The sequence below is a fragment of the Streptomyces fildesensis genome, from assembly GCF_016107395.1.
GTDB lineage: Bacteria > Actinomycetota > Actinomycetes > Streptomycetales > Streptomycetaceae > Actinacidiphila > Actinacidiphila fildesensis.
Map to the genome: position 1 here is coordinate 51,083 of NZ_JAAIKO010000042.1, position 24,020 is coordinate 75,102.

The 24,020-nt window shown below is 68.3% G+C and carries 16 protein-coding genes and 3 pseudogenes; 14 read left to right on the forward strand and 5 right to left on the reverse strand.

Annotation, left to right across the window (positions count from 1 at the left end; genetic code table 11):
* Nucleotides 1-11 precede the first annotated feature (11 nt).
* From C6N31_RS34545 to C6N31_RS34570, 6 genes are all read left to right on the forward strand, one after another.
* Complete coding sequence (locus C6N31_RS34545; protein ID WP_138352745.1) at nt 12-1,004, forward strand: ABC transporter permease; 993 nt, start codon at nt 12-14, stop codon at nt 1,002-1,004.
* 82 nt (nt 1,005-1,086) lie between these two features.
* Nucleotides 1,087-2,823 (forward strand): dipeptide ABC transporter ATP-binding protein, encoded by a 1,737-nt coding sequence (locus C6N31_RS34550; protein ID WP_138352744.1) that lies wholly within the window; start codon nt 1,087-1,089, stop codon nt 2,821-2,823.
* Between the two features lie 35 nt (nt 2,824-2,858).
* Nucleotides 2,859-4,214, forward strand: coding sequence for an alpha/beta fold hydrolase (locus tag C6N31_RS34555; RefSeq protein WP_198358991.1), 1,356 nt, complete (start codon nt 2,859-2,861; stop codon nt 4,212-4,214).
* Between the two features lie 78 nt (nt 4,215-4,292).
* A complete protein-coding gene (locus tag C6N31_RS34560; protein ID WP_198358992.1) occupies nt 4,293-5,042 on the forward strand; it encodes a neprosin family prolyl endopeptidase in 750 nt (249 codons plus the stop codon).
* A 234-nt stretch (nt 5,043-5,276) separates the two neighbouring features.
* Entirely contained in the window at nt 5,277-6,122 is an 846-nt protein-coding gene (locus tag C6N31_RS34565; RefSeq protein WP_198358993.1) for a neprosin family prolyl endopeptidase, read from the forward strand.
* Between the two features lie 153 nt (nt 6,123-6,275).
* Nucleotides 6,276-7,802, forward strand: coding sequence for an NAD-binding protein (locus C6N31_RS34570; protein WP_198358994.1), 1,527 nt, complete (start codon nt 6,276-6,278; stop codon nt 7,800-7,802).
* 80 nt (nt 7,803-7,882) lie between these two features.
* Here C6N31_RS34570 and C6N31_RS34575 read toward each other — a convergent pair whose 3' ends face one another.
* Together C6N31_RS34575 and C6N31_RS34580 are read right to left on the reverse strand one after the other, a co-directional pair.
* The gene (locus tag C6N31_RS34575) at nt 7,883-8,872 is read right to left on the reverse strand and encodes a helix-turn-helix domain-containing protein (protein ID WP_198358995.1); all 990 of its coding nucleotides are present in this window, start codon (nt 8,870-8,872) and stop codon (nt 7,883-7,885) included.
* Between the two features lie 137 nt (nt 8,873-9,009).
* Entirely contained in the window at nt 9,010-12,744 is a 3,735-nt protein-coding gene (locus C6N31_RS34580) for a S8 family serine peptidase (protein ID WP_198358996.1), read from the reverse strand.
* 248 nt (nt 12,745-12,992) lie between these two features.
* Here C6N31_RS34580 and C6N31_RS34585 point away from each other — a divergent pair, with 248 nt between their 5' ends.
* The 4 genes from C6N31_RS34585 to C6N31_RS34600 all read left to right on the forward strand — a co-directional run bounded on the left by C6N31_RS34585 (nt 12,993) and on the right by C6N31_RS34600 (nt 17,410).
* On the forward strand, nt 12,993-13,241 hold the full coding sequence (locus C6N31_RS34585; protein WP_198358997.1) for a hypothetical protein: 249 nt from the start codon (nt 12,993-12,995) through the stop codon (nt 13,239-13,241).
* 402 nt (nt 13,242-13,643) lie between these two features.
* Entirely contained in the window at nt 13,644-14,240 is a 597-nt protein-coding gene (locus C6N31_RS34590) for an ATP-binding cassette domain-containing protein (protein WP_198359005.1), read from the forward strand.
* Between the two features lie 690 nt (nt 14,241-14,930).
* On the forward strand, nt 14,931-16,511 hold the full coding sequence (locus C6N31_RS45310; RefSeq protein WP_198358998.1) for a flavin-containing monooxygenase: 1,581 nt from the start codon (nt 14,931-14,933) through the stop codon (nt 16,509-16,511).
* A gap of 2 nt (nt 16,512-16,513) precedes the next feature.
* On the forward strand, nt 16,514-17,410 hold the full coding sequence (locus C6N31_RS34600) for an SDR family NAD(P)-dependent oxidoreductase (RefSeq protein WP_198358999.1): 897 nt from the start codon (nt 16,514-16,516) through the stop codon (nt 17,408-17,410).
* 943 nt (nt 17,411-18,353) lie between these two features.
* Here the strand turns inward: C6N31_RS34600 and C6N31_RS34605 are convergent.
* Nucleotides 18,354-18,557: a cold-shock protein gene (locus tag C6N31_RS34605; RefSeq protein WP_164293062.1), complete on the reverse strand. Its 204-nt coding sequence runs from the start codon at nt 18,555-18,557 to the stop codon at nt 18,354-18,356.
* A gap of 532 nt (nt 18,558-19,089) precedes the next feature.
* On the opposite strand from C6N31_RS34605, the gene C6N31_RS34610 reads away from it, so the two are divergent.
* The 3 genes and pseudogenes from C6N31_RS34610 to C6N31_RS44505 all read left to right on the forward strand — a co-directional run.
* Nucleotides 19,090-19,476 carry a hypothetical protein gene (locus C6N31_RS34610; RefSeq protein WP_269289381.1) on the forward strand — a complete coding sequence of 129 codons (387 nt, stop codon included), beginning with the start codon at nt 19,090-19,092 and terminating at the stop codon, nt 19,474-19,476.
* A gap of 217 nt (nt 19,477-19,693) precedes the next feature.
* The gene (locus tag C6N31_RS34615; protein ID WP_198359000.1) at nt 19,694-20,800 is read left to right on the forward strand and encodes a helix-turn-helix domain-containing protein; all 1,107 of its coding nucleotides are present in this window, start codon (nt 19,694-19,696) and stop codon (nt 20,798-20,800) included.
* A 6-nt stretch (nt 20,801-20,806) separates the two neighbouring features.
* Nucleotides 20,807-21,137, forward strand: a pseudogene (locus tag C6N31_RS44505) (IS701 family transposase); the annotation flags it as partial.
* Between the two features lie 62 nt (nt 21,138-21,199).
* Here C6N31_RS44505 and C6N31_RS34625 read toward each other — a convergent pair.
* Nucleotides 21,200-21,794: pseudogene (locus C6N31_RS34625) on the reverse strand (LuxR C-terminal-related transcriptional regulator).
* A 50-nt stretch (nt 21,795-21,844) separates the two neighbouring features.
* The gene (locus tag C6N31_RS34630) at nt 21,845-23,092 is read right to left on the reverse strand and encodes a sensor histidine kinase (RefSeq protein ID WP_198359002.1); all 1,248 of its coding nucleotides are present in this window, start codon (nt 23,090-23,092) and stop codon (nt 21,845-21,847) included.
* Nucleotides 23,093-23,442: 350 nt separating this feature from the next.
* Between C6N31_RS34630 and C6N31_RS34635 the strand changes: the two are divergent.
* Nucleotides 23,443-23,891: pseudogene (locus C6N31_RS34635) on the forward strand (IS701 family transposase); the annotation flags it as partial.
* Nucleotides 23,892-24,020: the final 129 nt, after the last annotated feature.

Genomic DNA, 24,020 nt, shown 5'->3' on the forward strand with positions numbered 1-24,020 from the left:
GGAGTCGACAGATGCTCGCCTTCGCAGTGCGGCGCACCGCCCAAGTCCTCGCGGTCCTCGTGGCCATCAGTGCCGTGACGTTCGCGCTGTTCTACGCCGGCCCGCAGGACGCCGCACGCAGCGCCTGCGGCGCCAAGTGCGACGCCGCCGCCGTGGCCTCGATCCGGCACGGAATGGGCCTGGACCAGGCGGTGCCGGCGCAGTACTGGCACTACCTCAGCGGGCTGGTCGCCGGCCGCACCCTGCAGGACATCAACGGCACCCCGGTGGCCTGCCCGGCACCGTGCCTGGGGTACTCCTACTTCCTGCACGAGCCCGTGGTGACCGCGATCGGCCAGGCGTTCCCGGTCACGCTGTCCCTCACGCTCGGCGCGGTCCTCGTGCTCGCCGTCATCGGTGGCGGCACCGGGTTCCTTTCGGCGCTCTTCCCGCGCAGTTGGCTGGACCGGGCTCTGAACACCTTCACCTTGGTCGGCGCCAGCGTCCAGCTCATCTTCATCGGCTACGCCGTCCAGTACTACCTGGTCTACCAGGCGCATCTGCTGCCGCAGCCCGGCTACACCTCGCCCTGGCACGATCCCGCCGGCTGGTTCCGCGGGATGCTGGTTCCCTGGCTGATGCTTGGCTGGGTCAGTGCCGCGGTCTACGCCCGCCTCGCCCGCACCCAGATGCTCGACACGATGGGCGAGGAGTACATCCGCACCGCCCGCAGCAAGGGGATGGGCTGGTGGCAGGCCCATCTGAAGTACACCGCGCGTGGCAGCGCGGCACCGCTGGTCCAGCTCATCGGCCTGGAGATCGGCTGGCTGCTGGGCGGGTCGGTGATCGCCGAGACGGTCTTCGGCCTCAACGGAGTCGGCAAGCTCGCCCTGACCGCCATCACCCAGAACGACCTGCCGACCGTCGTCGGCACGGTACTGCTCGCCGCGCTGTTCGTGGTGGTCTTCGTCGCCCTCACCGACTGCCTGATCGCGCTGCTCGACCCGCGTATCCGCCTGTCGTGATTCCCAGCCGGGCCGTCCCACCGCCCCAGCCCATGCCCGCCGCCGTTCCGCTTCCTTCCGTGCGCCCACCAGGGAGTTCGCCATGTCTCTGCCATCGCTTCAGGCTCCGCCGGCCGTCGCGGCGCCACCCGCACTGCGTGTCCGCGGCCTGGACGTCACCTTCGCGGCGCGCGGCAACCGAGTGCACGCAGTGCGGGATCTGTCCTTCGACCTTCAGCGCGGCGAGGCCCTGGGCATCGTCGGAGAGTCGGGTTCGGGCAAGACCGCGGCGCTGCTCGCCCTCATGGGACTGCAGCCCCGGGCGACCACCCACATTTCGGGCAGTGCGCTACTGGCCGGGGAGGAACTGGTCGACGCGCCCGAGACGGTGATGCGCCACGTGCGCGGAAACCGCATCGCCATGATCTTCCAGGACGCGCTGGCCGCCCTCAGTCCCTTCCACCGCGTCGGTGCCCAACTGGAGGAGATGTACCGGCTCCACCACCCGCGGGCCGGCCGGACCCGGACCAGGACCCGAGCCGTGGACATGCTCGACCGGGTCGGCATCCCCGAGCCCGACCGCAGATCCCGCCAGTACCCGCACCAGTTCTCCGGCGGCATGCGTCAACGCGTCTGCATCGCCATGGCCCTGATGAACGAGCCCGAGATCGTCATCGCCGATGAGCCCACCACCGCCTTGGACGTCACCCTCCAGGCACAGGTGCTGGCGCTCCTCAACGACCTGCGACGCGACCTGTCCCTGTCCCTGGTCCTCATCACCCACGACTTCGGCGTGGTCGCGGAGACCACGGACCGCACACTGGTGATGTACCGGGGCGAGAAGGTCGAGGAAGGTCCCACCGACGCGCTCCTGGCCGCCCCCCAGCACCCCTACACCCGCGCGCTGGTGGCCGCCGTGCCCACCATGGACACCCCGCCCGGCATTCGGCTGGCGACGGTGTCCGCCGCGACCACGCCACCTGCCCCGCCGGCCCCCACACCGGTGTCACTCAGCAACCGGGCTGCCGCGCCCGCCGCAACCGGGGCCGACATCCTGTCCGTCCAGGAACTGACCGTCGACTACGCCCCTCGTTCGCTGCTGCGGTGGCACAGGACACCCCGGTCGTACGCCGTGCACGACGTGAGCTTCACCATCGGCGCCGGCGAAAGCTTCGGCCTGGTCGGCGAGTCGGGCTGTGGAAAGAGCACCACCGCGCAGGTCGTCATGGGCCTGATACGGCCCACCGCCGGCACGGTCGCGTTCCGCGGCACCGATGTGACGGCGGCCTCAGGACCGGTCCGCACGGAGCTTGCCCAGCGCGTCCAGATCATTTTCCAGGACCCCTACGCCTCCCTCAACCCCCGGCGCAGCGTCGCGCAGATCATCACAGCACCGCTGCGCGTCCACACCGGCCTGGATGCCGACGCACGCCGCGAGCGGGCCGCCGAACTGCTGGAACAGGTCGGACTCGAACGCCTGCACCTGGATCGCTATCCGCACGAATTCTCCGGCGGGCAGCGCCAGCGCATCGGCATCGCCCGCGCGCTGGCCCTGGGGCCGGAACTCCTGATCGCCGACGAACCGGTGTCCGCCCTGGACGTCTCGGTGCAGGCCCAGGTGCTCAACCTGCTGTCCGATCTCCGTGACGAACTCGGCATCTCCTACCTGTTCGTCTCCCACGACCTGGCCGTCGTGCGGCACTTCTGCGACCGCATCGCCGTCATGCGAGCCGGCCGGATCGTCGAGACCGGCACCCGCGAGGAGATCTTCGAGACTCCCCAGCACCCGTACACGCGCAGCCTTCTCGCCGCGGTCCCCCGCTTCCGCACCACCGCCTGACCCAGCCGCCTGCCCCCGATATCCATGAGGCTTCGATGACCGCGCACCGACCGCCCGCCGAGAAACCCACGACCGAGCAGCCGCCCGCCTACCGGCAGGCCGGGCTTCGGCTGACCGAGCACGTCTTCACGGTGCCACTGGATCACCACCGTCCCGACGGCGAGCACATCGAGGTCTTCGCCCGCGAAGTCACCGCCCCGGGGGCCGACTCGGATGGGCGGCCTTGGCTGCTCTACCTCGAAGGCGGCCCCGGCTGCGCCGCCCCGCGGCCGCTGGACACCCAGACGGCCGGCGGCTGGCTCGCCCGCGCCGCCCGCGACTACCGCGTGCTCCTGATGGACCAGCGCGGTACCGGACGCTCCGCTCCCCTGAACCGGCAGACCCTCCCGCTGCGCGGCACTGCCCGTCACCAGGCGGAGCATCTGCCCTTCTTCCGGGCCGACTCCATCGTCCGCGACGCCGAGATGATCCGCCGCCAACTGACCGGCGGAAGGCCGTGGAGCGTGCTCGGGCAGAGCTTCGGCGGATTCTGTGCGGTCACCTATCTCTGCCTGGCGCCCGAAGGACTGCGTGAGGCGTTCATCGTCGGCGGCCTGCCCGGGCTGGACTCGGATGCCGAAACCGTCTATCGCGCGGCCTACCCCCGCATGGAACGCAAGAACGTCGCTTACTACGCCCGCTATCCCGAGGACGAGGAACGGGCCCGTAGCATCGCCCGGCACCTCAGGGAGCACGAGGTCGTGCTGCCCGGCGGCCTGCTGCTGACCGCCGAGGCATTCCAGAGTCTGGGCATCCTGCTGGGAACCATCGACGGCGCGGCCCGCCTGCACTACCTCCTCGAAGGCGCCTTCCTGTCCGGAACCCGGGGCCCCGAACTGTCCGACGCCTTCCAGCACCAGGTGCAGTCCCTGCTGTCCTTCGCGACCCGACCGCTGTACGCGGTGCTGCACGAGGCCGCCTACGCCCAGGACGGACAGCCGACCGCGTGGGCGGCCGAACGCGTCCGCGCGGAGTTCCCGCAGTTCGACGCCGGCGCCGCTCTCGAAGACCCGCACGCCCGGCTGCTGTTCACCGGCGAAACCATCCACCCCTGGCACTTCCGCATCGACCCCGCGCTGCGGCCGCTGCGCGACACGGCCCAACTGCTGGCCGAGGACACGTCGTGGACACCGCTGTACGACAAGGCGCTGCTGGCCGCCAATCAGGTGCCCACCTGCGCAGTCGTCTACCAGGACGACCTGTACGTCGACGCGGGCGATTCGCTGCGCACCGCGGCAGCCATCGGCAGCACCCGCACCGTCGTCACGGGCGACCACGAGCACGACGGTCTGGCCGCAAGCGGCACCGTCGTGCTGGACATGCTGCTCACCGCCGCCCGAGGCGACGGCTGACACCGGGTCCGGCCACCCACTCCCCCCCATCTCCCGGGACATCAGGCCCCGGGCAGCCCCCCACAGAAAGGTCGGACGATGTCTCGGAGAAAGATACTCACCGCGCTCGGTGTGGCACTGGTGCTGGCAATGGCACTCCTGCTCCCCGCCCAGAGCGCGAATGCTTCCACCTGCTGGTACGGCTCGTGCTTCAGCTACGTCTCGGGCCAGCAGGAGGTCAGCGCCACCGGCGCCTCCGTCACCATGACCCAGGCCACCCCCCAGGTCACCGCCGGCCACTCGCTGCAGGAATTGGCCCTGCGCACCGACGACCGCAGCGCCGTCGTCGAGATCGGCTGGATGGTCGACCCGGTCACCAACGGCGACTACCAGCCTCACCTGTTCGTCTACCACTGGGTGAACAACCAGACGTCCTGCTACAACGGCTGCGGCTTCGTGCCCACTTCCAGCAGCATCAGGGCCGGCATGACCGTCCGCTCCGGCACTTCGGCCAACTTCAGCATCATCAACTACAGCGGCAACTGGTACGTGTACTACGACAACCAGCCCTTCGGGTACTTCCCCGGCTCCTTGTGGGGCGGACGGTTCACTGCCGCGCAGAACGTCAGCGCCTTCGGAGAGGTGGCCGACTCCGGGCAGACCAGCTGCGACGACATGGCCAACGGCCAGTACGGCAGCGGCTCCGGCGCCTCCTCCATCGCCGGCTACCAGCTCTACGGAGCCAACTCGGCCCCGCACTTCTCCGTCTCCGCGACTGACCCCAGTTACTACAACTCCGGTCACGCCACCGCCACTTCCTTCACCCTCGGCGGCCCTGGAGCCTGCTGACCGGCGCGTCCCATGCCCGGGTGCGGCTGCGGACGGTCCTCCCCCACCCCCTTCCGCAGCCGCACCCGTACCACGTTCGTGTCAGGGCCGTCCGGACTTCTGCGCGCCGGCCGGACGACCTGACACGACGCGGCCACAAGCCGAAACCCCCAGGTGGCGTGCGTCGACCACGCCCGCCACCGCCTCCCGCCCTCACCGAACAGCCAAAACCCACATCCACTCCTTGGAGCCACCATGCACATACGCACCTCCTTCGCGGTCGGCCTCGCCGCTGCCGCCGCCCTCGCCGTGCTGCCCGGGTCGCCGGCACACGCCACCGAAACGACACCCGCCACCGCCACCTCCAGTGCCCCGACTGTCCCGCCTGCCGCCGACGCGACCACCCCGACCGGCCCCACCTGCTGGTTCGGCGCCTGCTACGACTACGTCTACGGCCGCCAGACCACCGACACCGCCGGCGCCGCGGTCCGGATGGAGATCTCAGATCCTGAGGTCAACCCCACACAGATCGGCGAACATTCCCTTCAGGAGCTCGCCCTGCAGGACACCAACCGGGTCTCCACCGTCGAGGTCGGCTGGACCGTCGACCCCCAGCTCAACGGCGACAGCAAACCGCACCTGTTCGTCTACCACTGGGTCGACGGCCAGACGTCCTGTTACAACGGCTGTGGCTTCGTCCCCGTGTCCACCAAGTTCACCGCCGGGATGGCCCTGCGCCCCGGCCATGCTGCCGACTTCGCGATCCGCAACATCGGCGGCGACTGGTGGATCTCCTACGACCACCACGACGTCGGATACTTCCCCGGCTCCTTGTGGAAGGGCACCTACTCCCGGGCCCAGGTCGTCACCGCCTTCGGCGAAGTCGCCGCCAACACCGCCGACGTCCCCTCCTGTACCGACATGGGCAACGGACGACCTGGCGCCTCCCCCCGCGCCTCATGGATATCCGACTACCGCCTGTACAAGGCCGCGGACAAGCCTCGTTTCACCGTGAGCGCCAGCAGCCCCCAGCTCTACACCTACGGCAAGGCCAAGGCCACCTCCTTCCGCCTCGGCGGGTCCGGCAGCGGCCGGTGCTGAAGACCGCGGTGAGCGCCGACGGTCACAGCAACCGCTGACAACCGCGGCACACCGCAAACCGCGGGGCCGGTACTCACATCCCGTCAACCGGCCCCGCACCCCGCCCACCCCGTACCGCAACCAACCCACGTGCCGCACATAGGGGATCAGCCAATGGATGCATCCGCCCCCGCCGCCCCGCGATGCCACTGCGGGCAGGCACTGCACCGCTGCTCCGGCTGCGCGGCATGGCGCTGCGAGCACTGCGAGCCCTATCAGTCCGACGACTGCGGCACGTCAGTGCCCGCGAAGGCGTATCCGAGCAGCAGCGCATCACCCCTCGGCCCGGGTGGAGCCACATTCGTCGTCATCGGCGCAACCAGCCTGGCCAGGCGGGTCTGCGCGGCACTGGGCCGGCACCGCACACGCCACCTTCCCGAACCGGACGACCATGAACTCGCGCAAGCCACCGCCGACGGGCCGCCAGGTGTCGCCGTCCTCGTCCACGATGACGTATCCGCTCTGCGCTACGCCCTCGCGGTCCGCCACGTGCACCCCGACGTGCCGCTCGTGGTCTGCGTATTCGACCGCACCATCGCCGAGCAGCTGCGGACCCTCCTGCACCGGTGCACCGTACTGTCCCCCGCCGAACTCCTCGCGCCGACCTTGGCAGGACTGTGCGCGGACCCCGCGACCCTCGCCCTGCTCCGAACCGACCGCCGCACCACCACCGCGGTACGCCGGCAACACGCCACTGTCGTCCGCACGCCCTGGCGGGACAGCTCAGCCGCCCGGCGCCAGGCTCTTGTCGGGCGCCTGAGCGGACAACTACGCCCTCACGACACCGATGCCCGCCTGCTCCTCGGTGGCCTGGCCGGCATCGCCACCGTCCTCGGACTGGACTGGGCCTGGTCGACCATCGGCTTCCACGAACCCGCCGCGTACGCCCTTGCCGCGGCCGCACGCGTCATCGCCGGTGTCGGCCCTGCCCCTGACCACCGCGGTCACACCGCCTACCAGATGGTCTCCACCGCGATGATGCTCACCACCGTCGGCCTCACCGCCCTGCTCACCGCCGGCCTCGTCAACCGCATGAGCGGCTCCCGGCACGTCGGCATCCTCGGCCCGCGGGCCGTACCGCGCTCCGGTCACGTCCTGGTGGTCGGCCTGGGGCAGGTCGGCATCCGCCTGTGCCACACCCTGCTGCAACTGGGTATCCCCGTCGTCGGCATCGAACGCAACCCCACCGCGGCCAATCTGCGCCTGGCCCGCTCCCTGGGCATACCCGTCGTTCTGGCCCACGCCGAGGACCGCAGTGTCCTGCAGCGCCTCGGACTGCGCCGTGCCCGCGCCCTGGCCGCGATGGGATCCGACGAGCGCGACAACGTCGCGGTCGCCGTCGCCGCTCATGGCGCCGCGCCCGGCATCCGCGTCGTACTGCGGGCAGGCGAGAACGAAGCCATAGCGGAGACCCGGTCCCTGCTGCCGCTCGGTCACACCCGCGACATCACCAGGGCCAGCGCCGTCTTCGTCATCTCCCACCTCACCGGCAAGCAACCGCGTCTGGTCGTGTCCGACACCGACTGCGACTATCTGGACCTTCCCGGCCAGGGCCTCGTCGCCCGCCCACTCCCCGGCCGCCTCCACTGCGGTCACCCACCCGAGCCCATGCCCACGACCCCACCGGGAGAACACCGGTGACCGACACCGAACCGCGCACCGCGACGGCAGGGCACCGCTCGCGGGTCGGCGGCGGGGAGATTGCCGATGCCGCGGGACCCTCAGTGTGTCTCTACCCAGCCGTGTTGGATGGCGTGACCGCCAAGTTGCATCCGGGTCCGTACTCCGGCTATGTCCATGAGGTGGCGCAGCCGTCGGTGCAGCGTGCGCGGTGACAGACCAAGCTGTGTCGCGGCCGTCGGGTCGGTCAGGCCGGCCAGCAGTAGCGCGAGGATCCTTCGGTCGAGGTCGGTCGGGCCGTCCGCAGCGTGCTCGATGGTGGTTTCGGATTCTCCGGTGCCCGACAGCTGGAGCGGGTGGGCGGTGCGCCATACCGTCTCGAACAGCGCGTCCAGGGCATCCAACAGGCCGCTGCGGTGCAGCAGCACCGCGCCGGGCTCTCCGGCCGGTGTGACCGCGAGCGGGACAAGGCCGAGGTCGGTGTCGGCCAGCACGAGTTTCATCGGCAGCTGGTCGGCGACCCGCAGTTGCACACCGTTGTGCAGTGAATCGATCGCATCGGTGATGATGCCCGGCTCCGCCAGCACCGCCCGGTCCAGCACCGCCCGGAAGTGCACGCCGCGGCGGATGGCCACCGGTTCGGCGGTGTTCTCGTCCGGCGGTACGGCCACGAACGGTGCGGTGATGAAGGTGCGGACCTGTGTGCGAGCTGCCTGCTGCACCTGTAGGAACCGATGCCGGATGGCGTCGACGCCCGTGACGACCTCGATCAGATCGTTGATGCTGCTCCCGGTCATCGCCGCCCGGTGTTCCTCGGCGAAGGTCACCAGTGCCTGCTCGGCCACGCGCAACCCGTCTCGGCGCTGGCTGATGAGAGCGCCGAGCGCCATGGCCGGCGGCGCGGTGGTGAACCGCTCATCCGCCGACCCGATCACCAGTCCCCACTCGACCAGGCGGGACAAAGCCTTGTCGACGTGGGCCCGCGATACGACGAGCAGATCCGACAGCAGCGTCGCGGTGGAGTCCGGCCGCCCGAGCAGGGCTCGGTAGACGCGCTCGTCATCGGGTTCGAGGCCCAGAACATCCAGCATCGGCGACCGACTCGCTTTCCCTTGCAGCAGCGGGGAGAGTATGCGCCATGGTGGCAAGCCGTGAATAGTCCCTGCTGGGAGCAGGTGTGACGGGAAGGGCCCCGGGGAGTCGCCTCCCCGGGGCCCGACAGTACGACTCATCGCAGGCCGTACGCCCGGATGATCTCGTTCTTGACGCTGAAACCGCTGTCCGTCCCAGCGCTCGCGCGGACCGAGATGAAGCCGCCGGGCTTCTTCGCCGTCCTGAACGAACCCTTCCAGTAGCCGCCGGCGACCTTGGTCAGTGTCACCTTCTGCCAGGTGGCTCCGTCGTCGTACGAGACGTCCAGCGTCACCTTGGTGACGGTGCCCGGCACGGTGCCGAGGTCCATCGACACCGGCTTGAGCGCGATCTGCTGGGTCGCGTCGGCCCTGACGTCGCCGTGCAGGTCCGACGCCAGCTGGTAGTTCAGGTTCAGCACCGAGAATCGCTCGAAGAAGTCCGAGTCGACCGTGTCGGACATGAAGGTCCACTCGGAGTGTGTGCGCGTCGACAGCCGGAAGACGTCACCAGGCCGCTCCGCGTCGAGGACGGCGCGAAAGGGGAGGTTGCCCGCCGGCACCTCCACCCACTGCATGTCTCCGCTGTTCGGGTTGTCGTGGATCAGCGTGTTGCCCTGGAAGACCTGCAGGTGGGACGGTGTCTCACCCCACGGCAGGTAGCCCCCCAGCCGCATGTTGTCGCTGGCGGAGGCCCACGCCTGCACGTTCCAGGTCATGTAGTTCTGGCAACGGGAGTTGTACACACCGAAGGACTCGCCCGGGCCGGGCCGGGTCGCCGGAGCGAACCAGTTCAGACGGGTGGTGCTGCCCTTGGCATACGTGTTGTCGCCCGACACCATCGACCAGGGCAGGGCTCCGTCGACGCCCTGAGTGTGGAACTCTCTCCAGACCTGGCCCGGGGTCACCCATTCGGTGCGGGTGCCTGGGTGCCACTCGAGCTCGGGGAGGTTGAACGACGGGCTCAGTGTGAAGTCGGACCTGTAGCCTTCCGCCACTCCGCCGTCCGTGGCCGAGTAGTAGCGGGCATCGATCCGGGCGAGGTCACTCTTGGTCGGCTTGTAGACCAGGGCCCGGTCCGGCACCTGGCCGGGGTAGTCCCGGGTCAGGTCGTAGACGAACGGCGTGTACTGGGTCTGCTGTGCGGTCAGCTTCAAGATGCCGGCCTTGGCCATCGGGACAAGGGACTTGCCCGCGTCGCGGTGCACGGTGGCGACCGGGATGGTCGACTCACCGACGTACTCCATCAGGGCACCGACACCGTCGTTGACCACGATCAGCGCCTTCGCACCGGCCGCGACCGCGGCCTGGGTGCGTTCCTGCGGCGTGACCTCGTCGCTGCGGTTGATGACGACGACCTTGCCCTTGGCCCTCACCTTCCCGTAGGCGGCCGCCGCGCCGTTGCCCGCGTAAACGGCGTCCAGCCTGTCCGTGGCGGTGCCCAGGGCGCTGCCCGCCTGCACCAGTGCCTCGAAGCTGAGCCGGCCACCCAGCGTGCTCAGGCTGAGTCGCGGCTCGCCTTTGCGCCAGCGGGTGGTCAGCATGAACTCGCCCTGCGTCATCGGCTTCGTCGGCGCGACGTAGACGTCGTCGTACGTCGGCGGCAGCACGTACGCGCTGCGGTAGTCCATGAACGGGTCGAGTCCCTTGTAGTGGACGTTGAAGTCGACCTTGCGCTGGCGGTCCTCGGTGCGCTGCGGCGCCTCGGTCTGCAGCAGGCGTGCCCTGCTCGCGTCCAGAACCACGTTCGCGGAGCGGTCCTTGAGCACGGTCTCCGGGGCGACCAGCACGGCCAGACCCGAGCGGTCCGCCTTCTCGCCCGCCACGTCGACGTAACCCGCGACGGTGTACAGGCCGGGTGCCATGCGCATGGTGGTCGAGCCGTCGACGTAGACCGTCCACGGCCAGAAGTCGCCGGCCAGGTTGATTCCGACCCAGCCGGCGGCGGGCTTGCCGTCCCGGCCGACCAGCTTGATGTTCAGGTCGTAGCGCTCCTCCTCCTTGAGCAGTGCCACGGACGTGCGGGTCACCGGCTTCCCGGTGGTCGCATCGGTACCTGTCACGTATCCGACGTGCCGGCCTGCCGAGGCGGCTTGCGGGTCACCGGTCACCGGGACGGCGGCAGTACCGCCCGCCGGGACGGTCACCTTGGTCGCTCCCAGCGCGAACGGGCCGCCGTCATTGGTCAGCGCCAGGTTCAGCGTGACCTCGGTGGAACCGGCGTTGGTGAAGGTCAGGTCCTTCGTGACGGCGACGTCGCTCGGCTCGTGCGGCCATGTGTAGTTGCCGAAGAAGAGCGATCCGGTGCCGCGGACCGTGGTTCGCACGGCGGCGGCCACGTCGACACGGCCGGTGCCGACCTCGTACGGCGAGTACCCGCCGTCCAGGCCCTTCGCGGTGCTCATCAGGTGTTCCTTGAGCTGCGCGCCGGTCCAGTCCGGGTGCTGCTGGGCCAGGATCGCCGCCGCGCCGACCACGTGCGGGGTGGCCATCGAGGTGCCGCTGAGGGTGCGGTAAAGGCCCGCACCACCGTCGGTCATGTCCTGCGAGCGGGCCGCGGTGATGTCCACGCCGGGCGCCGCGATGTCCGGCTTCATGCCGCCGGAGTTGGCCAGCGGGCCGGTGCTGGAGAAGGACGCGAGCTGGTCCTGCTTGTCCGTGGCGGCCACGGTCAGCGCCGAGGCGGCCGCGCCCGGGGAGGAGATGCTCTCCGGGCCCGCGTTGCCGGCGGCGATGACGAACAGAGTGCCGTACTGCGCGGACAGCGCGTCGACCTCCTGCGACATCGGGTCGCTGCCGTCCGTCGGGTAGGAGTCGCCGAGGCTCATGTTGACGACGTCCGCACCGAACTCGGCGGCCCACTGCATGCCGGCCATGACCCAGGAGTCCTGGCCGGAGCCCTCCGCGCCGCCGAGCACCTTCCCGACGAACAGGTCGGCACCCGGGGCAACGCCCTTGTAGTCGCCTCCCGAGGCGGCGCCCGAACCGACGATCGTGCTGGCCACATGTGTGCCGTGCCCGTTGACGTCGGTGACGGCCTCACCCGGCACAAAGCTGACCGTACCGTCGATCAGACCGGCGAAGTCGGGGTGGTTGACGTCGATGCCGGTGTCGAGCAGTGCGACCTTGACGCCCTTGCCGGTGTACCCGGCCGCCCAGGCCTCGGGCGCGCCGATCAGCGGCACGCTCTCCTTCAGGTTGACCTTCACGCGGCCGTCGAGCCACAGCTTCGCCACACCCGCGCCCAACGTCGCGCTGCCCTGCGGCGCGACGGTGGTCCAGAAGGTGCGGGCCTGCCGCTTCTCGGTGCTGAGGGCGGCGCCGTGGATGCCCTTGAGCTTGCGGGTCAGCTTGCTGCCGCGGGGGGCTGTCGGCTCAACGGCCGAGCGAGACTTCGGCTGGGTGTAGGTCGCGATCAGGGGCACCGCGGCCGACTTCGCGTCGTCGTAGCCCATCTCGATCAGGTCGGTGACGTTGAACAGCCGCCGGTCCAGCTTGTCCATGCCCAACAGCGGCACCACCTCGTCCGGAATGACGAACAGGTCGCCCTTGATTTCCTGGATCTTTACGCCGCCGACGGCGCTGTCCGGCCGGTCGACGTCGGCGGTCTGCTTGCCGTCGGCCATCGTGGTGACCGTGACGATGTCGCCAGTGACCAGGGTGACCTTGTGGGTCGCCGAGGGCTTGGCGGGAACGGTGGGCTTGCTCGGAGCGGCCTGTGCGGGCGCTTGCATTACCGCGAGCCCCGACGCCAGCAGCGGCACCGCGGTGACGGCCGCGATCAGCTGCCAGCGCCTGCGGCGGAAGGCGGAATGTTGCGAGAGGGAGGACATGCCATGGGTCTATCGGCCGGTATCGACGACGTGAAGGCCCGATGGCGGCAAGTCCTCGCCATGGCAAAGACTTGTCGGCCGTAAATCGCGCGAATCTTGGCAAGACCGCACTTTCCGCACGTGGTCAGTCAGTCGGCGGTTGCAGCACGAAGCCCTTGTCGACCGCTCGCGGCCCGGTGACGAGCGCCACGTGCAGGTCGAGAACACCGTCCGGGCGGTACCGGCCCACGGCCGATCCGCCGCACAGCGTGACCCTGTGGGGCTCGGAATGGGGCAACGGTGTCGCTGATCCAGGAGACCTGCTCGTTCCCGGCGGGACGGTGGTGATCGACGACTTCACTCCGGCCACTTCCTGGCCGCCGCATTTCAATGGAGCGCCGGACCATCCCCGCATCCATTGGCTGACGCATCCTCAACTCCGCGCGGTTGAGGTGCGTATCGCTGCGGATCTCTCCGCAGTTGTCGGCACCCGGCTGTACGCGCCCGGGAAGTACTGATCACGATCGATTCCGGAGGATCGTGCAGGCCGCGGCAGGACGACTTGGGTGAGTCCGCACCATTCGCAGACGGCGCGGAACCGCCGGTTTCCAGCCATGATCCGAAGCCGCTCTATCTGATGAAAGGCCCCGCCCACTAAGCGATTCCTCAGATCTCCAACGCCCGGAACCTGCGCGCAGTTCTTGGATGCGGCGGGTGAAGCATGCGGGTTACGAGTTGGTGGTTGGGCTTCCACCGGACCCGGCAAGTTGACGAAGGCTGTCGGTCGCACGGGCTCGCGCATGAGCTTCTCGACCTTGGCGGCCCTGCGGTGTCTTCGCTGCCCCTTGATCGTTGACCAGCACCGGAACGGCGTACTTGTTAGCAGGGTGAGGTCGGTGGAAACGCAGGTTCGTCTACGGATGAGCGGTGTGTGCAAGGCGTACGGCAGGCGTGCGGTGTTGCGTGGAGTCGATTTGGAGGTTTTTCCCGGGACGTTGACGGGCGTGGTCGGTGAGAACGGTGCCGGCAAGAGCACTCTGCTGCAGATCGCTGTGGGACGGACGGTTGCTGACGCCGGGCGGGTCGAGCGGTTCGGAGCCGTCGGATTCTGCCCTCAGCGGGCCGTGGTGAACGACATGCTCACCGTCGATCAGCATCTGCGGCTCTTCCAGATCGCTCACCGACAGACGAACCTACGTCCCGCGTATGAGTTGATGGACGTTTTGGCGTTCGCCGACTGCCGACGCCGACGCGCTGGCGAGTTGAGCGGCGGAACGCGGCAGAAGTTGAACCTCACTCTCGCGTTGATGCACGAGCCGGCGTTGCTAGTGCTGGACGAGCCGTATCAGGGCTTCGATTGGGACACCCACCAGAGGTTTTGGGAACTGGCAGGACATCTGCGCGCCCAAGGCCGCTCCGTGGTCGTGGTTTCCCACATTCCCGATGACCTGCGGCACTTCGACGCGGTGTACCAGCTGTGCGACGGGCTGCTTGAAGAGAGGGTAGCGGCGCTGTGACCCGTGCCTGGGCTGCCTATGCGGTGGCCTTGCAGTTCGCCGTGCTGAGTCTTGTTCGCGACCGACTCGCCCTGCTCATGGCGGTGTTCTTCGTTCCCGTGTGGATCTGGGTAGTCAAAGTGACCGCGTATCCCACTGCGGTCGTCTTTTACTTGCGGGCGGTGGGCACCGAGGCTTCCAGCACCATCGACAGGATCTTTCAAATCAGCAGCGCTCTGCACGCGCTCACAGTGATCTGCGGTTTCATGATGTTCCGGGCGACGTTCACGGCCCGGGACATGGACGAACGCCTGGTGCTGGCGGGCTATCCCCGCCCGCAACTGGTGCTCGCCAAGGTCACCACCTTGACTGGAGCATCCGTGGTGCTGTCCCTGTACGCGACCGTGCTGCTACGACTGTCGTGGCCCGTCCTGCAGCCCGCACCTTTGTGCGCTGGTCTGGCCACCGCGGCCCTCGCTTACGGCGGCCTCGGCATCCTGGCGGGCTCGTTGGTGCGCGGGGAGTTGGAGGGGTTCTTCCTCATCGTCATGACGACGTTCCTCGACACCAGCCTGCAGAACCCCGTCACCAACCCCCACGCCCAGCAGACCGGCCTGGGGGCCTACCGCTCTACGGGCCGGCTCAGGCGGTCAACGCCGCAGCCCTCACCCATACCGATCCCGGCTGGACGGCAGCGCGGGCCCTGGTCTGGTGCGCCCTGTCCTGCGCCGCGGGAATGCTGGCCTTCTACTACAAGACCCGCTCGTTCGGCCATCGCACACCCACGGCGCCGAGCGGTGCGGCGGGGGCCGAAGCGGCCATTCGGGCGGTACGCGGATGATCAGCGAACACGAGACTGTCATCGTGGGCGGCGGGTTCAGCGGCATCGGCATGGCCATCAAGCTGTGCCTGGCCGGGCTACGCGACTTCCTTGTCCTGGAGAAGGGCGAAGATGTAGGAGGGGTCTGGCGCGACCACACCTACCCCGGCTGCGGGGCCGACGTGCCGGCCACCTTCTACTCATTCTCCTTCACCCCTCACCACCCCTGGTCCTCCACCTACCCCCCGCAAGAAGAGATCTGGGCCTACCTGCGGCAATGCGTGCGGGACTTCGGCATCAAAGAGCACATCGCCTACCGGCGCGAGATGCTCACAGCTGCCTTCGACAAGGACACCCAGCGCTGGACCCTCCACACCGCACACGGTCAATACCGGACACGGTTTTTGATCCTGGCCACCGGCGGACTGAGCAAACCGCTCATGCCGAACCTCGACTCCTTCACCGGGACGGCGTTCCACACCTCCCAGTGGGATCACACGTGCGAGCTGCAGGGCAAACGGGTCGCGGTGATCGGAACGGGCGCCAGCGCCATTCGAGTCGTACCCCACATCGCCATCCAGGCAGCCCAGTTGAACGTCTTCCAACGCACACCGGCCTGGATCCTGCCCCGGTTGCAACGCACCCACCGCCTCTGGGAACAGGGGCTCACCCGGCGCCTGCCAGGACTGCAGCGGCTTCGCCGGGCCGCGGCCTACTGGAGCCTGGAAGTCCGCGGTCCGGTCATGTACGCCCTGCCCCGTCTGGGCCGGCTGGCAGAAGCCGTCGCACGCCGGCACCTGCACCGGCACGTGCACGCCCCGGACGTGCGAAAGGCGCTGACCCCGCTTTATCGCATCGGCTGCAAGCGCATCCTGCTCTCCAGTGACTTTCTGCCCGCACTGCGCCAGCCCCACGTGCGCGCCGTCAGCGAGCCGATCAGCGAGATCCGCGGACACGAGATCGTCACCCAAGACGGCACACGGCACCCGACGGACGTGATCATCTGCGCGACCCGGTACGACGTCATCGACGAATACGCCCGGCTGGACATCACTGGTACCCACGGACGCAATCTGGCACAGGTGTGGAGCACCGGACTGAGCTCCTACCTCGGGGTGAACGTGGCCGGCTTTCCCAACATGTTCCTCCTGCTTGGCCCCTACTCCGCTGCCGGACACACCTCGGTGCTGTTCATGGCTGAAGCCCAGATGCACTACATCCTGCGCTGCCTGCGTCTCCTGGACAGGACCGGAGCCCGCTCCCTGGATGTGCGGGCCGACGCACAGCAACGCTTCGAGGACGACATCCAACGCCGCTCACGCCGCAGCGTATGGACCACCGGCGGCTGCGACAGCTGGTACCTCGACCGCACCGGCACCAACCGCGTCATGTGGCCGAAGTCCACCGTCGCGTACTGGCTGCGCACCCGCTCCCCCCGCCGCGGCCACTACCACCTGCACCAGGAGAATTGATAGTGCCCGCCTTCCCCGCCCCCGCCGTCGCACTCGTCACCGGCGGCGCCTCCGGCATCGGCCTGGCCCTGTGCGACGCACTCACCCACCGCGGGATCACCGTAGTTTCCGCGGACCTGCACCCCGGCCCCGACGGCCCCCGACGGGAATCACTCGTTCTCGACGTCACCGACCCCGACGCCGTCACCCGCACCTACCAGGGCGTCTTCGAGCGCCACGGCCGCCTGGACATGGTCTGCAACAACGCCGGCATCGTCACCTGTGGTGCCACCGAAACACTCAGCCTCGCCCACTGGCAACGCGCCATGGACGTCAACTTCTTCGGCGTCGTGCACGGCGTCCGCGCCTGCTACACCCTGATGATCGAACAGGGGCACGGCCAGATCATCAACACCGCATCCATCGCCGGCCGCGTCGCCATCGGCGGGCTCAGCCCCTACATCGCCAGCAAACACGCCGTCGTCGGCATGAGCCTGGGACTTCGCGCCGAGGCCGCCCGGTACAACATCCGCGTCAACGTCGTGTGCCCCAGCCTGGTCGATACCCCCATCCTCGACCACCTCAACCCGGACCTGCCCGCAACAGCCCTCGCAGCCGACGCAAAAACCCTCATACGCACCCTGCACCCCTGGCCCTACCCACCCGAACGCCTGGCTCAGCACATCCTCACCCGCCTCACCCGCAATAAAGCCGTCATCATCGCCCCCGCCCGCGCACGCGCCTACGATCGCCTCAACCGGCACGCACCCCGCCTCGCCGACAAGCTCAACCACATGCTCACAGCACGCGCCCTCAGCACCGCTGCTCACGCAGCCCTACCTGCCGACCCGAAGCGTGCTGTCACGACAGCGACTGACCCTGCGCACCAGGCCCAGATGTCGTGCCGCCGCCTGGGGTGACCTTCGCGCCGTCATGTCCGTCACTGAGGCGTAGCGCCTGGTGCGCTCTCGATGCCATGGCGGTCGGCGGCGGCCCGGGCGGGGCGCCACCGACAAGCGGCGGCCACATAGCCAAGGATCGTCGGTTTGGGCAACCGGTGATCGTCGCGACCATGGAAGCTCACCACAACCACGAGCCTCCCGCAGAGAACACGAACCACGCAGCCCTATTGCAGCCCGCGAACTCAGAGTCGACTAACCCCGACAAACGCTCATCCGCCGGATGACCTTGCATGAGCCGTACCGGCCGCCCGGAGTTCTTCGCTCGGCGGGTGAGACGCCTCGTCATAAGCGTGATGGACGCCCAGGTGACGAGTGACTCAGCTCAGGTGCGCGTTCGTGGTCGCAGCAGTGCCGGAGGGCCCGTATAAGCACGACCGCACCAGCCGAGCGACCGCAACATAGACGACGATCGCCGGTTGGGGTAACCGGCGATCGTCGCGACCATTGAAGTTCACCCGAGCCCCCGACGAGCTTCCCGTGGAGCCCATACGAACCGCACAAACTCTGGCCTCGTGGCCATGCCCGGATCCTCGGTGCGTCACCGAGAGCGACCGCTCTTTTGAGTACGGCGGGCCGTTCTGCTCATCATCAGCCGACACGCCCTCTGCTCACCTCTCGCGGAAACCAGCGTTTCCGCAGGAGCCGGTGCTCACGAAAGCGCGCTCCCTACACGAGGTCTAGGATCCGCGACTTCCCTGATAATGAAGGCGCTTGGGTGACAACGGATTGGCAAATCCGCGATCCCGCTGACAATGACTACGTTCGGTAGCGGCCCTTCCTGAGGCTCCTTCGATCTCCGCTGAGTTCGCGCTGCCCGTCCTCCATGCCACCCCAACACGGCTGTGCGGAGCGCGGGCAGCACCGGGCGGTCAGCGACTCCTATCGGTTCGCTCCTGAGCCGTCAGATGACTCGCACACCTGAAGCCTGTGGTCCCCTGGGCCCCTGTGTGACGTCGAACTCGACGCGCTGGTTCTCCTCCAGCGATCGGTAGCCGTTGCTCTGAATCTCGGAGAAGTGGACGTAGACGTCTTTCCCCCCGTCGTCCACCGTGATGAACCCGAACCCCTTCTCACCGTCGAACCACTTCACCGTGCCCTGCGCCATGTCTGACTCCTCAAAGGTAGAAACGCGTCATCTCGGACAAACTACCCCCCAGGGCGGACTGCTCAAACAGCCAGAGGTCGGCCGCACGGCCGACGCGTACGAGGCTCGCCTCCCCGACTGAGCCAAGCACCAAATCGTCTACAGCCGGAAACCCCCGGCTGGTCAAACCGACCTTCGTCTCGACTACTGATGTGCCACCCGTAGTCACCAACCAGCTGACGGCCAAAGCCGATTGCGTACCAAAAGCTGACACATGCGGCGCTCGCGTAGCCCGAATTCCAGCGCTCTCACAGGAACCATTGCGCGCGAAGTCGCGGACCCTACCCGAGGCCCTGACCCATGTCTGACGTGCAGATCACCCTGACCTACAGCCGGGACGCGGGCATCGTCGCCATCGCGTCAGGCGAACAGGACCGTCCCGCAACCACCACCAACGTGAGGAGAGCCCCGCCCCTTTGGACCCTGGCACCCACTTCGTCTTCGGCAGGGCACCCACGACGAACACGGCTTCGTCGCCTCCTTCACCCCCTCCGTGACCCCGCACCTCGCCGAATGGTTCCTGGCCTGCGAGCAGTTCGAGCCCGTCCCCCACCAGCCCAGGCTGTTCCGGCTCAGCAAACCCGAGCGTGACGGCCCCCGCCGCACACGCCAGGCTGTAAAGGATCTTCGCAGTCACGGATATGCCGTGCACGCCGACCTCTCCCTCGACCCTGCAACCCCGGTCAGCCCCCTGCGGCCCGCTTTGCCGGACGGGGTGCTGGAGCGCCGCAGCCGCCTCGCGCAGGCCGCCGCCGGCCGATCGCCGCAGCGCAGTCCGGCACCCCCCACGTCGCCGCCGTCGGCCTGGCCGATCCCGCCGAAGCCCACCTACGCACCGACCATCCACTGGGCGGTCCCGGGCGCCGGACGCCGCCGATGAACCGTGGCAGCAATCCGACCTCATCAACTGCGGGCAGGCCGCCGAGCCGAGGCCGACCGTCGCTGACCCCCGCCCACCAGGAGGAAACAATCCCGGACACTGCGGGTGCCGATTAACCATCCGCCCAGGCCGCGGTCTTGATCGCCGGTATCCACTGTGGCTGTCCCCCACCTCTGATGTCTTTACCCGCAGGGCGTCAGCGGCATCATGATCTGTCGTGCTGCTTCGTCTGGCCTACCTCGCCGCGACCAACGCCTTCGCCTTCCTGCGCCTGCTGCCGATGAGCGACCGCGACAAGGACATCGAGATCCTTGCCCTGCGACACCAGCTGCTGGTTCTACAGCGCCAGGTCGGCAAGCCCACCTTCACCGACACCGACCGCGCCATCCTCGCGGGCCTGCTCCACCACCTCCCTATGAACAAACTGCGCCAGCTCCTGCTGCTGGTACGCCCCGACACGATCATGCGCTGGCACCGCAACCTGCTCGAACGGCGCCATGCCGTATCCTGCGTGCCGAAGCGGCGTGGACGACCACCCACCGCCCGCTCGATCCGCGCCCTGGTCCTGCGCCTCGCCCGAGAGAACACTTCCTGGGGATACCGGCGCATCCACGGCGAGCTCGCAGCCCTGGGTATCAAGGTCACCGCCTCCACCGTCTGGGAAATCCTCAAGGAGCACGGCATCCCACCCGCGCCGCAACGACAGGACACCACCTGGGCCGACTTCCTGCGCAGCCAGGCACACGCTCTGCTCGCCTGCGACTTCTTCGAGACCCGCACCCTGATCGGGGCACACTTGTACGTCTTCGCGGTCATCGAGCACTCCACCCGGCGCATCCGGATCCTGGGTGTGACAGCACACCCCACCGCACAGTGGGTGGCCCAGCTCGGACGCAACCTCGTCATGGACCTCGAAGACGCAGGCAGCAACGCCCGCTTGCTGATTCGCGACCGCGACTCCAAGTTCACCGCCGCCTTCGACGCCATGCTCACCGACGCAGGACTCGAGACCGTCCGGAGCGGCATCCGAGTACCGCGTATGAACTCCACCATGGAGCGCTGGATCCAAACCTGCCGGCACGAACTCCTCGACCGAACCCTGATCTGGAACCACAGGCACCTTCTGCATGCGTCGCTCCACGAGTTCGAGACCTACTACAACCAACACCGAACCCACCGAACCCTGAGACAAGCAGCTCCACTCCGCCCGCTCCCCGAGCCAACCAGCGCGCCGGAACACGTCAGACACCTGGAGGTCCGCCGAAGAGACCGACTCGGCGGAATCCTCCACGAGTACCAACCTGCGCTTGACCAGGCCGGATGATTAATCGGCTCCCGCAGTGTGGAGGAGACGTTCCAGACCGAGAAGGGCCTGGCCGGCCTCGACAAACACCAGGTCCGCTGCTTCACGTCCTGGACCCGCTGGGTCACCCTGGCGATGCTCGCCCATGCCTCCCTCGCGGTCGTTCGAGCCGAGGAACACACCCGCGCAGCCAGTACCGGTGACCTGATCCCCCTGACCTGTAACGAGATCCAACACCTGTTCATCCACCTCACGGTCCAACACCGCCATGACCCAACACATCGCCTCCGCTGGTCCCACTGGCCAAGCCCGAGCACAAAGAAGTCACTATCAGCGACAAGCCGCCACCCAGACATGAAGATCGCGATCTACTGCTGGAGTACTTACTCCAGCAGTAGATCGTGATCACGGATGGGAAGGTCAAGCCCGGGGCGCTCCGAGGAACTGCAGCACGGCCAGGACGCGGCAGTGGTCCGCGTCGACCACGGGCAGGTCAAGCTTGGCGAAGATGTTGTTGATGTGCTTCGCCACGGCGCTCTTGCTGACCACCAGCGCCTGCGCGATGCCGGCATTGGAGCGCCCCTCGGCCGACAGGCCGAGCACCTCCCGTTCGCGGGGGGTCAGCCGCGCGAGCGGGTCGCTGTCGCGCCGCCGCAGCAGCAGCAGCAACTGGGCGACGACCTGCGGGTCCAGGGCCGTGCCCCGTCCGCCACTCGCCGGACCCCTCCACGAAGTCGGCGACATCGGCAACCCGCTGCTTGAGCAGGTAGCCCACACCGCTGCTGTTCGCAGACAGCAGGTCAGCCGCGTACCGCTCCTCCACGTACTGCGAAAGCAGCACTACCGGCGTCCCCGGCCAGCGCCGACGGATCTCCATCGCCGCCCGCACCCCCTCGTCGGTGAAGCCGGGCGGCATCCGGACGTCGATCAAGGCAAGTTCGGGCCGGTGCTCCGCCACTGCTGCCAACAGCCCCTCCGCGTCGCCGGCTTCTGCGGCGACCTGGAAGCCGCCCATCTCCAGCACCTTGATCAGGCCGACCCGCAACTACACCGAATCCTCGGCGATCACCGCGCGCACGGCAGCTCCGCGGTGATGGTGGTGGGCCCGCCAACGGGGCTGCTGACGTGGAAGGCCCCGTCGAGGGAGCCGACCCGCTTGGCCAGCCCGGTCAGCCCCGTGCCGGCGGCGGCGTCGGCACCGCCCAGCCCGTCGTCGGTAACGCGCACTCGCAGCACCTCGCCGACCTGATGGACTATCACTTCTGCACGCATCGCGTTGGCGTGCTTCGTTGCATTGGTCAGCGCCTCAGAGATCACGAAGTACGCAACCGACTCCACGTTGGGTGCCACCCGCTCCTCCAGATTGATCCGCAGCCGCACCGGCAGGGGCGTGCGGGCAGCCAGCCCGGACAACGCCGCGTCCAGACCTCGGTCTTCGAGCACGGCCGGGTGCAGCCCCCGCACCAGGTCATTGAGTTCGGCGATCGCCTCCTTCGCCTCCAGGTGCGCTCTCGCGATCACCTCGCGGGCATCACTCGGCAGGTCCGGGCGGGTGGCAATGGCCAGACCCAGGTTGACCGCGAGAGACACCAACCGCTGCTGGGTTCCGTCGTGCAGGTCGCGCTCGATCCGGCGGCGCTCCGCGTCGACGGCCTCGATCAAGTCGGTCCGGCTCACGGCCAGCTGATCGACCCGCTCCTGGAGCCGCTGCGCCCGGCTGGGCCCGAGCAGGCCCAACGCCAGCCGCGCCTCGGCCCGGGCTACTGCACGCGCGGTCCAGGGCAGGGCGCACAGGAGGAGGAGTCCAGCCGCTGTGTAAGCCGGCAGCTGGGTCAGGTAGCCGAACCAGTCCTGGCGGATTCCGGTTGGCAGCGCCCCTGACCAGGCGTAGGCGATGACGCCCGCCAGGCACGCCGCTGTCACCGCGAGCACCAGCAGCTCCAGCAGCGCGAGCAGCGGGCCTAGCAGGAGGTGGTAGCCGATCTTGCGCCAAGGCCGCGTCGCCGCGAGCCACCGGGCGGTCGAGGCCCACGTCCATTGTTCCGGCGCGGTGGGGGTGAGCCGGGGGACGTCCACACCGATGAGCACCCGGTAGCGAGCCCGCTGAACGGCCGTCAGCACCGGGGTGCCGAGCAGGACCAGGGCGGCCGACATGGAAACCGTAAGGAGCCAGTTCCCCGTCCTGGCGGTAGTCGTCGCCGCCCAGGCCCACACGGGCACCAGCGCCAGGTGCGGCAGCACACCAGCGGCAAGAAAGCCGCTGTCCCGCCGCGCCCGGAGGACCGTGCGTCTCAGTCCAGCTGGAATCGTCATGGCACGACGCTAGGGCACCGAAGGAGGACGGTGCCATGAAACCTGTACCCGATCTCATGGTGAACCTAGTACCAGCTGTAGATCTTGATCTTGGCCTGTGGGCGGACAGCATCTCGGGTCGGTAGGTCGGCTTCTGCTGGCTGCCGGCAGGTAGACCGGGCCCGGTGGAACAGGCACTATACCCCGGTGAGCATCGTCATCAAACTGTGCCTCAGCCTGCTAGACACATCAGCCCTGCCCCTAATAATCCAGCTGTAGATCGCGATCTTGCTGGTGAAGGCGGCTGGATGCCGAGAGGTTGGCTTGTGCTGACTGGCCGTCGCGCGTTGTCAGATGACGCTTCGGTCTCCGGTAGCAGTCAACTGCTGATCCGCCGCAACCCGAACACCGGCGAACTCGCCTTCTACCGCTGCTACTCGCCCATGCCGGTCCCGCTCACCACCTTGGTCCGGGTCGCCGGTGCGCGATGCGAGTGGAGGAGTTCTTCCAGTCCGGAAAGGGCTTGGCGGGCCTGGATGAGCACCAGGTCCGCCGCTATACCTCCTGGTCGCGGTGGGTCACCTTGGCCATGCTCGCGCACGCCTTCCTCGCGGTCGTACGCGCAGACGAACACAACCGTCAGCCTGCATCCGGAGATCTCGTACCGCTCACGAGCAACGAGATCCAGCGCCTGTTCATCGCTCTCGTGGTCCGCCCCATCCACCATGTCGCTCATCGGCTCGACTGGTCTCACTGGCGACGTCGCCACCAGGCTAGATCCCGAGCCAGCCACTACCGACGACAACCCGCCGAAGCGTGAAGATCACCATCTACAGCTGGAGTACTACGCAACAATGATGTACCGCCGTCTCAGCGGCATTTCTGTGGGTCCATTGAGTAGGGTCGGGGACTGGCGCGGTGGCTGACGCTCCGTTTCCAGTCCCCGCCG

Coding starts and splice junctions, on each gene's coding strand:
- C6N31_RS34545 (WP_138352745.1), top strand. CDS start 12: ATGCTCGCCTTCGCAGTGCGGCGCACCGCCCAAGTCCTCGCGGTCCTC.
- C6N31_RS34550 (WP_138352744.1), top strand. CDS start 1,087: ATGTCTCTGCCATCGCTTCAGGCTCCGCCGGCCGTCGCGGCGCCACCC.
- C6N31_RS34555 (WP_198358991.1), top strand. CDS start 2,859: ATGACCGCGCACCGACCGCCCGCCGAGAAACCCACGACCGAGCAGCCG.
- C6N31_RS34560 (WP_198358992.1), top strand. CDS start 4,293: ATGTCTCGGAGAAAGATACTCACCGCGCTCGGTGTGGCACTGGTGCTG.
- C6N31_RS34565 (WP_198358993.1), top strand. CDS start 5,277: ATGCACATACGCACCTCCTTCGCGGTCGGCCTCGCCGCTGCCGCCGCC.
- C6N31_RS34570 (WP_198358994.1), top strand. CDS start 6,276: ATGGATGCATCCGCCCCCGCCGCCCCGCGATGCCACTGCGGGCAGGCA.
- C6N31_RS34575 (WP_198358995.1), bottom strand. CDS start 8,872: ATGCTGGATGTTCTGGGCCTCGAACCCGATGACGAGCGCGTCTACCGA.
- C6N31_RS34580 (WP_198358996.1), bottom strand. CDS start 12,744: ATGTCCTCCCTCTCGCAACATTCCGCCTTCCGCCGCAGGCGCTGGCAG.
- C6N31_RS34590 (WP_198359005.1), top strand. CDS start 13,644: ATGAGCGGTGTGTGCAAGGCGTACGGCAGGCGTGCGGTGTTGCGTGGA.
- C6N31_RS34605 (WP_164293062.1), bottom strand. CDS start 18,557: ATGGCGCAGGGCACGGTGAAGTGGTTCGACGGTGAGAAGGGGTTCGGG.
- C6N31_RS34630 (WP_198359002.1), bottom strand. CDS start 23,092: ATGACGATTCCAGCTGGACTGAGACGCACGGTCCTCCGGGCGCGGCGG.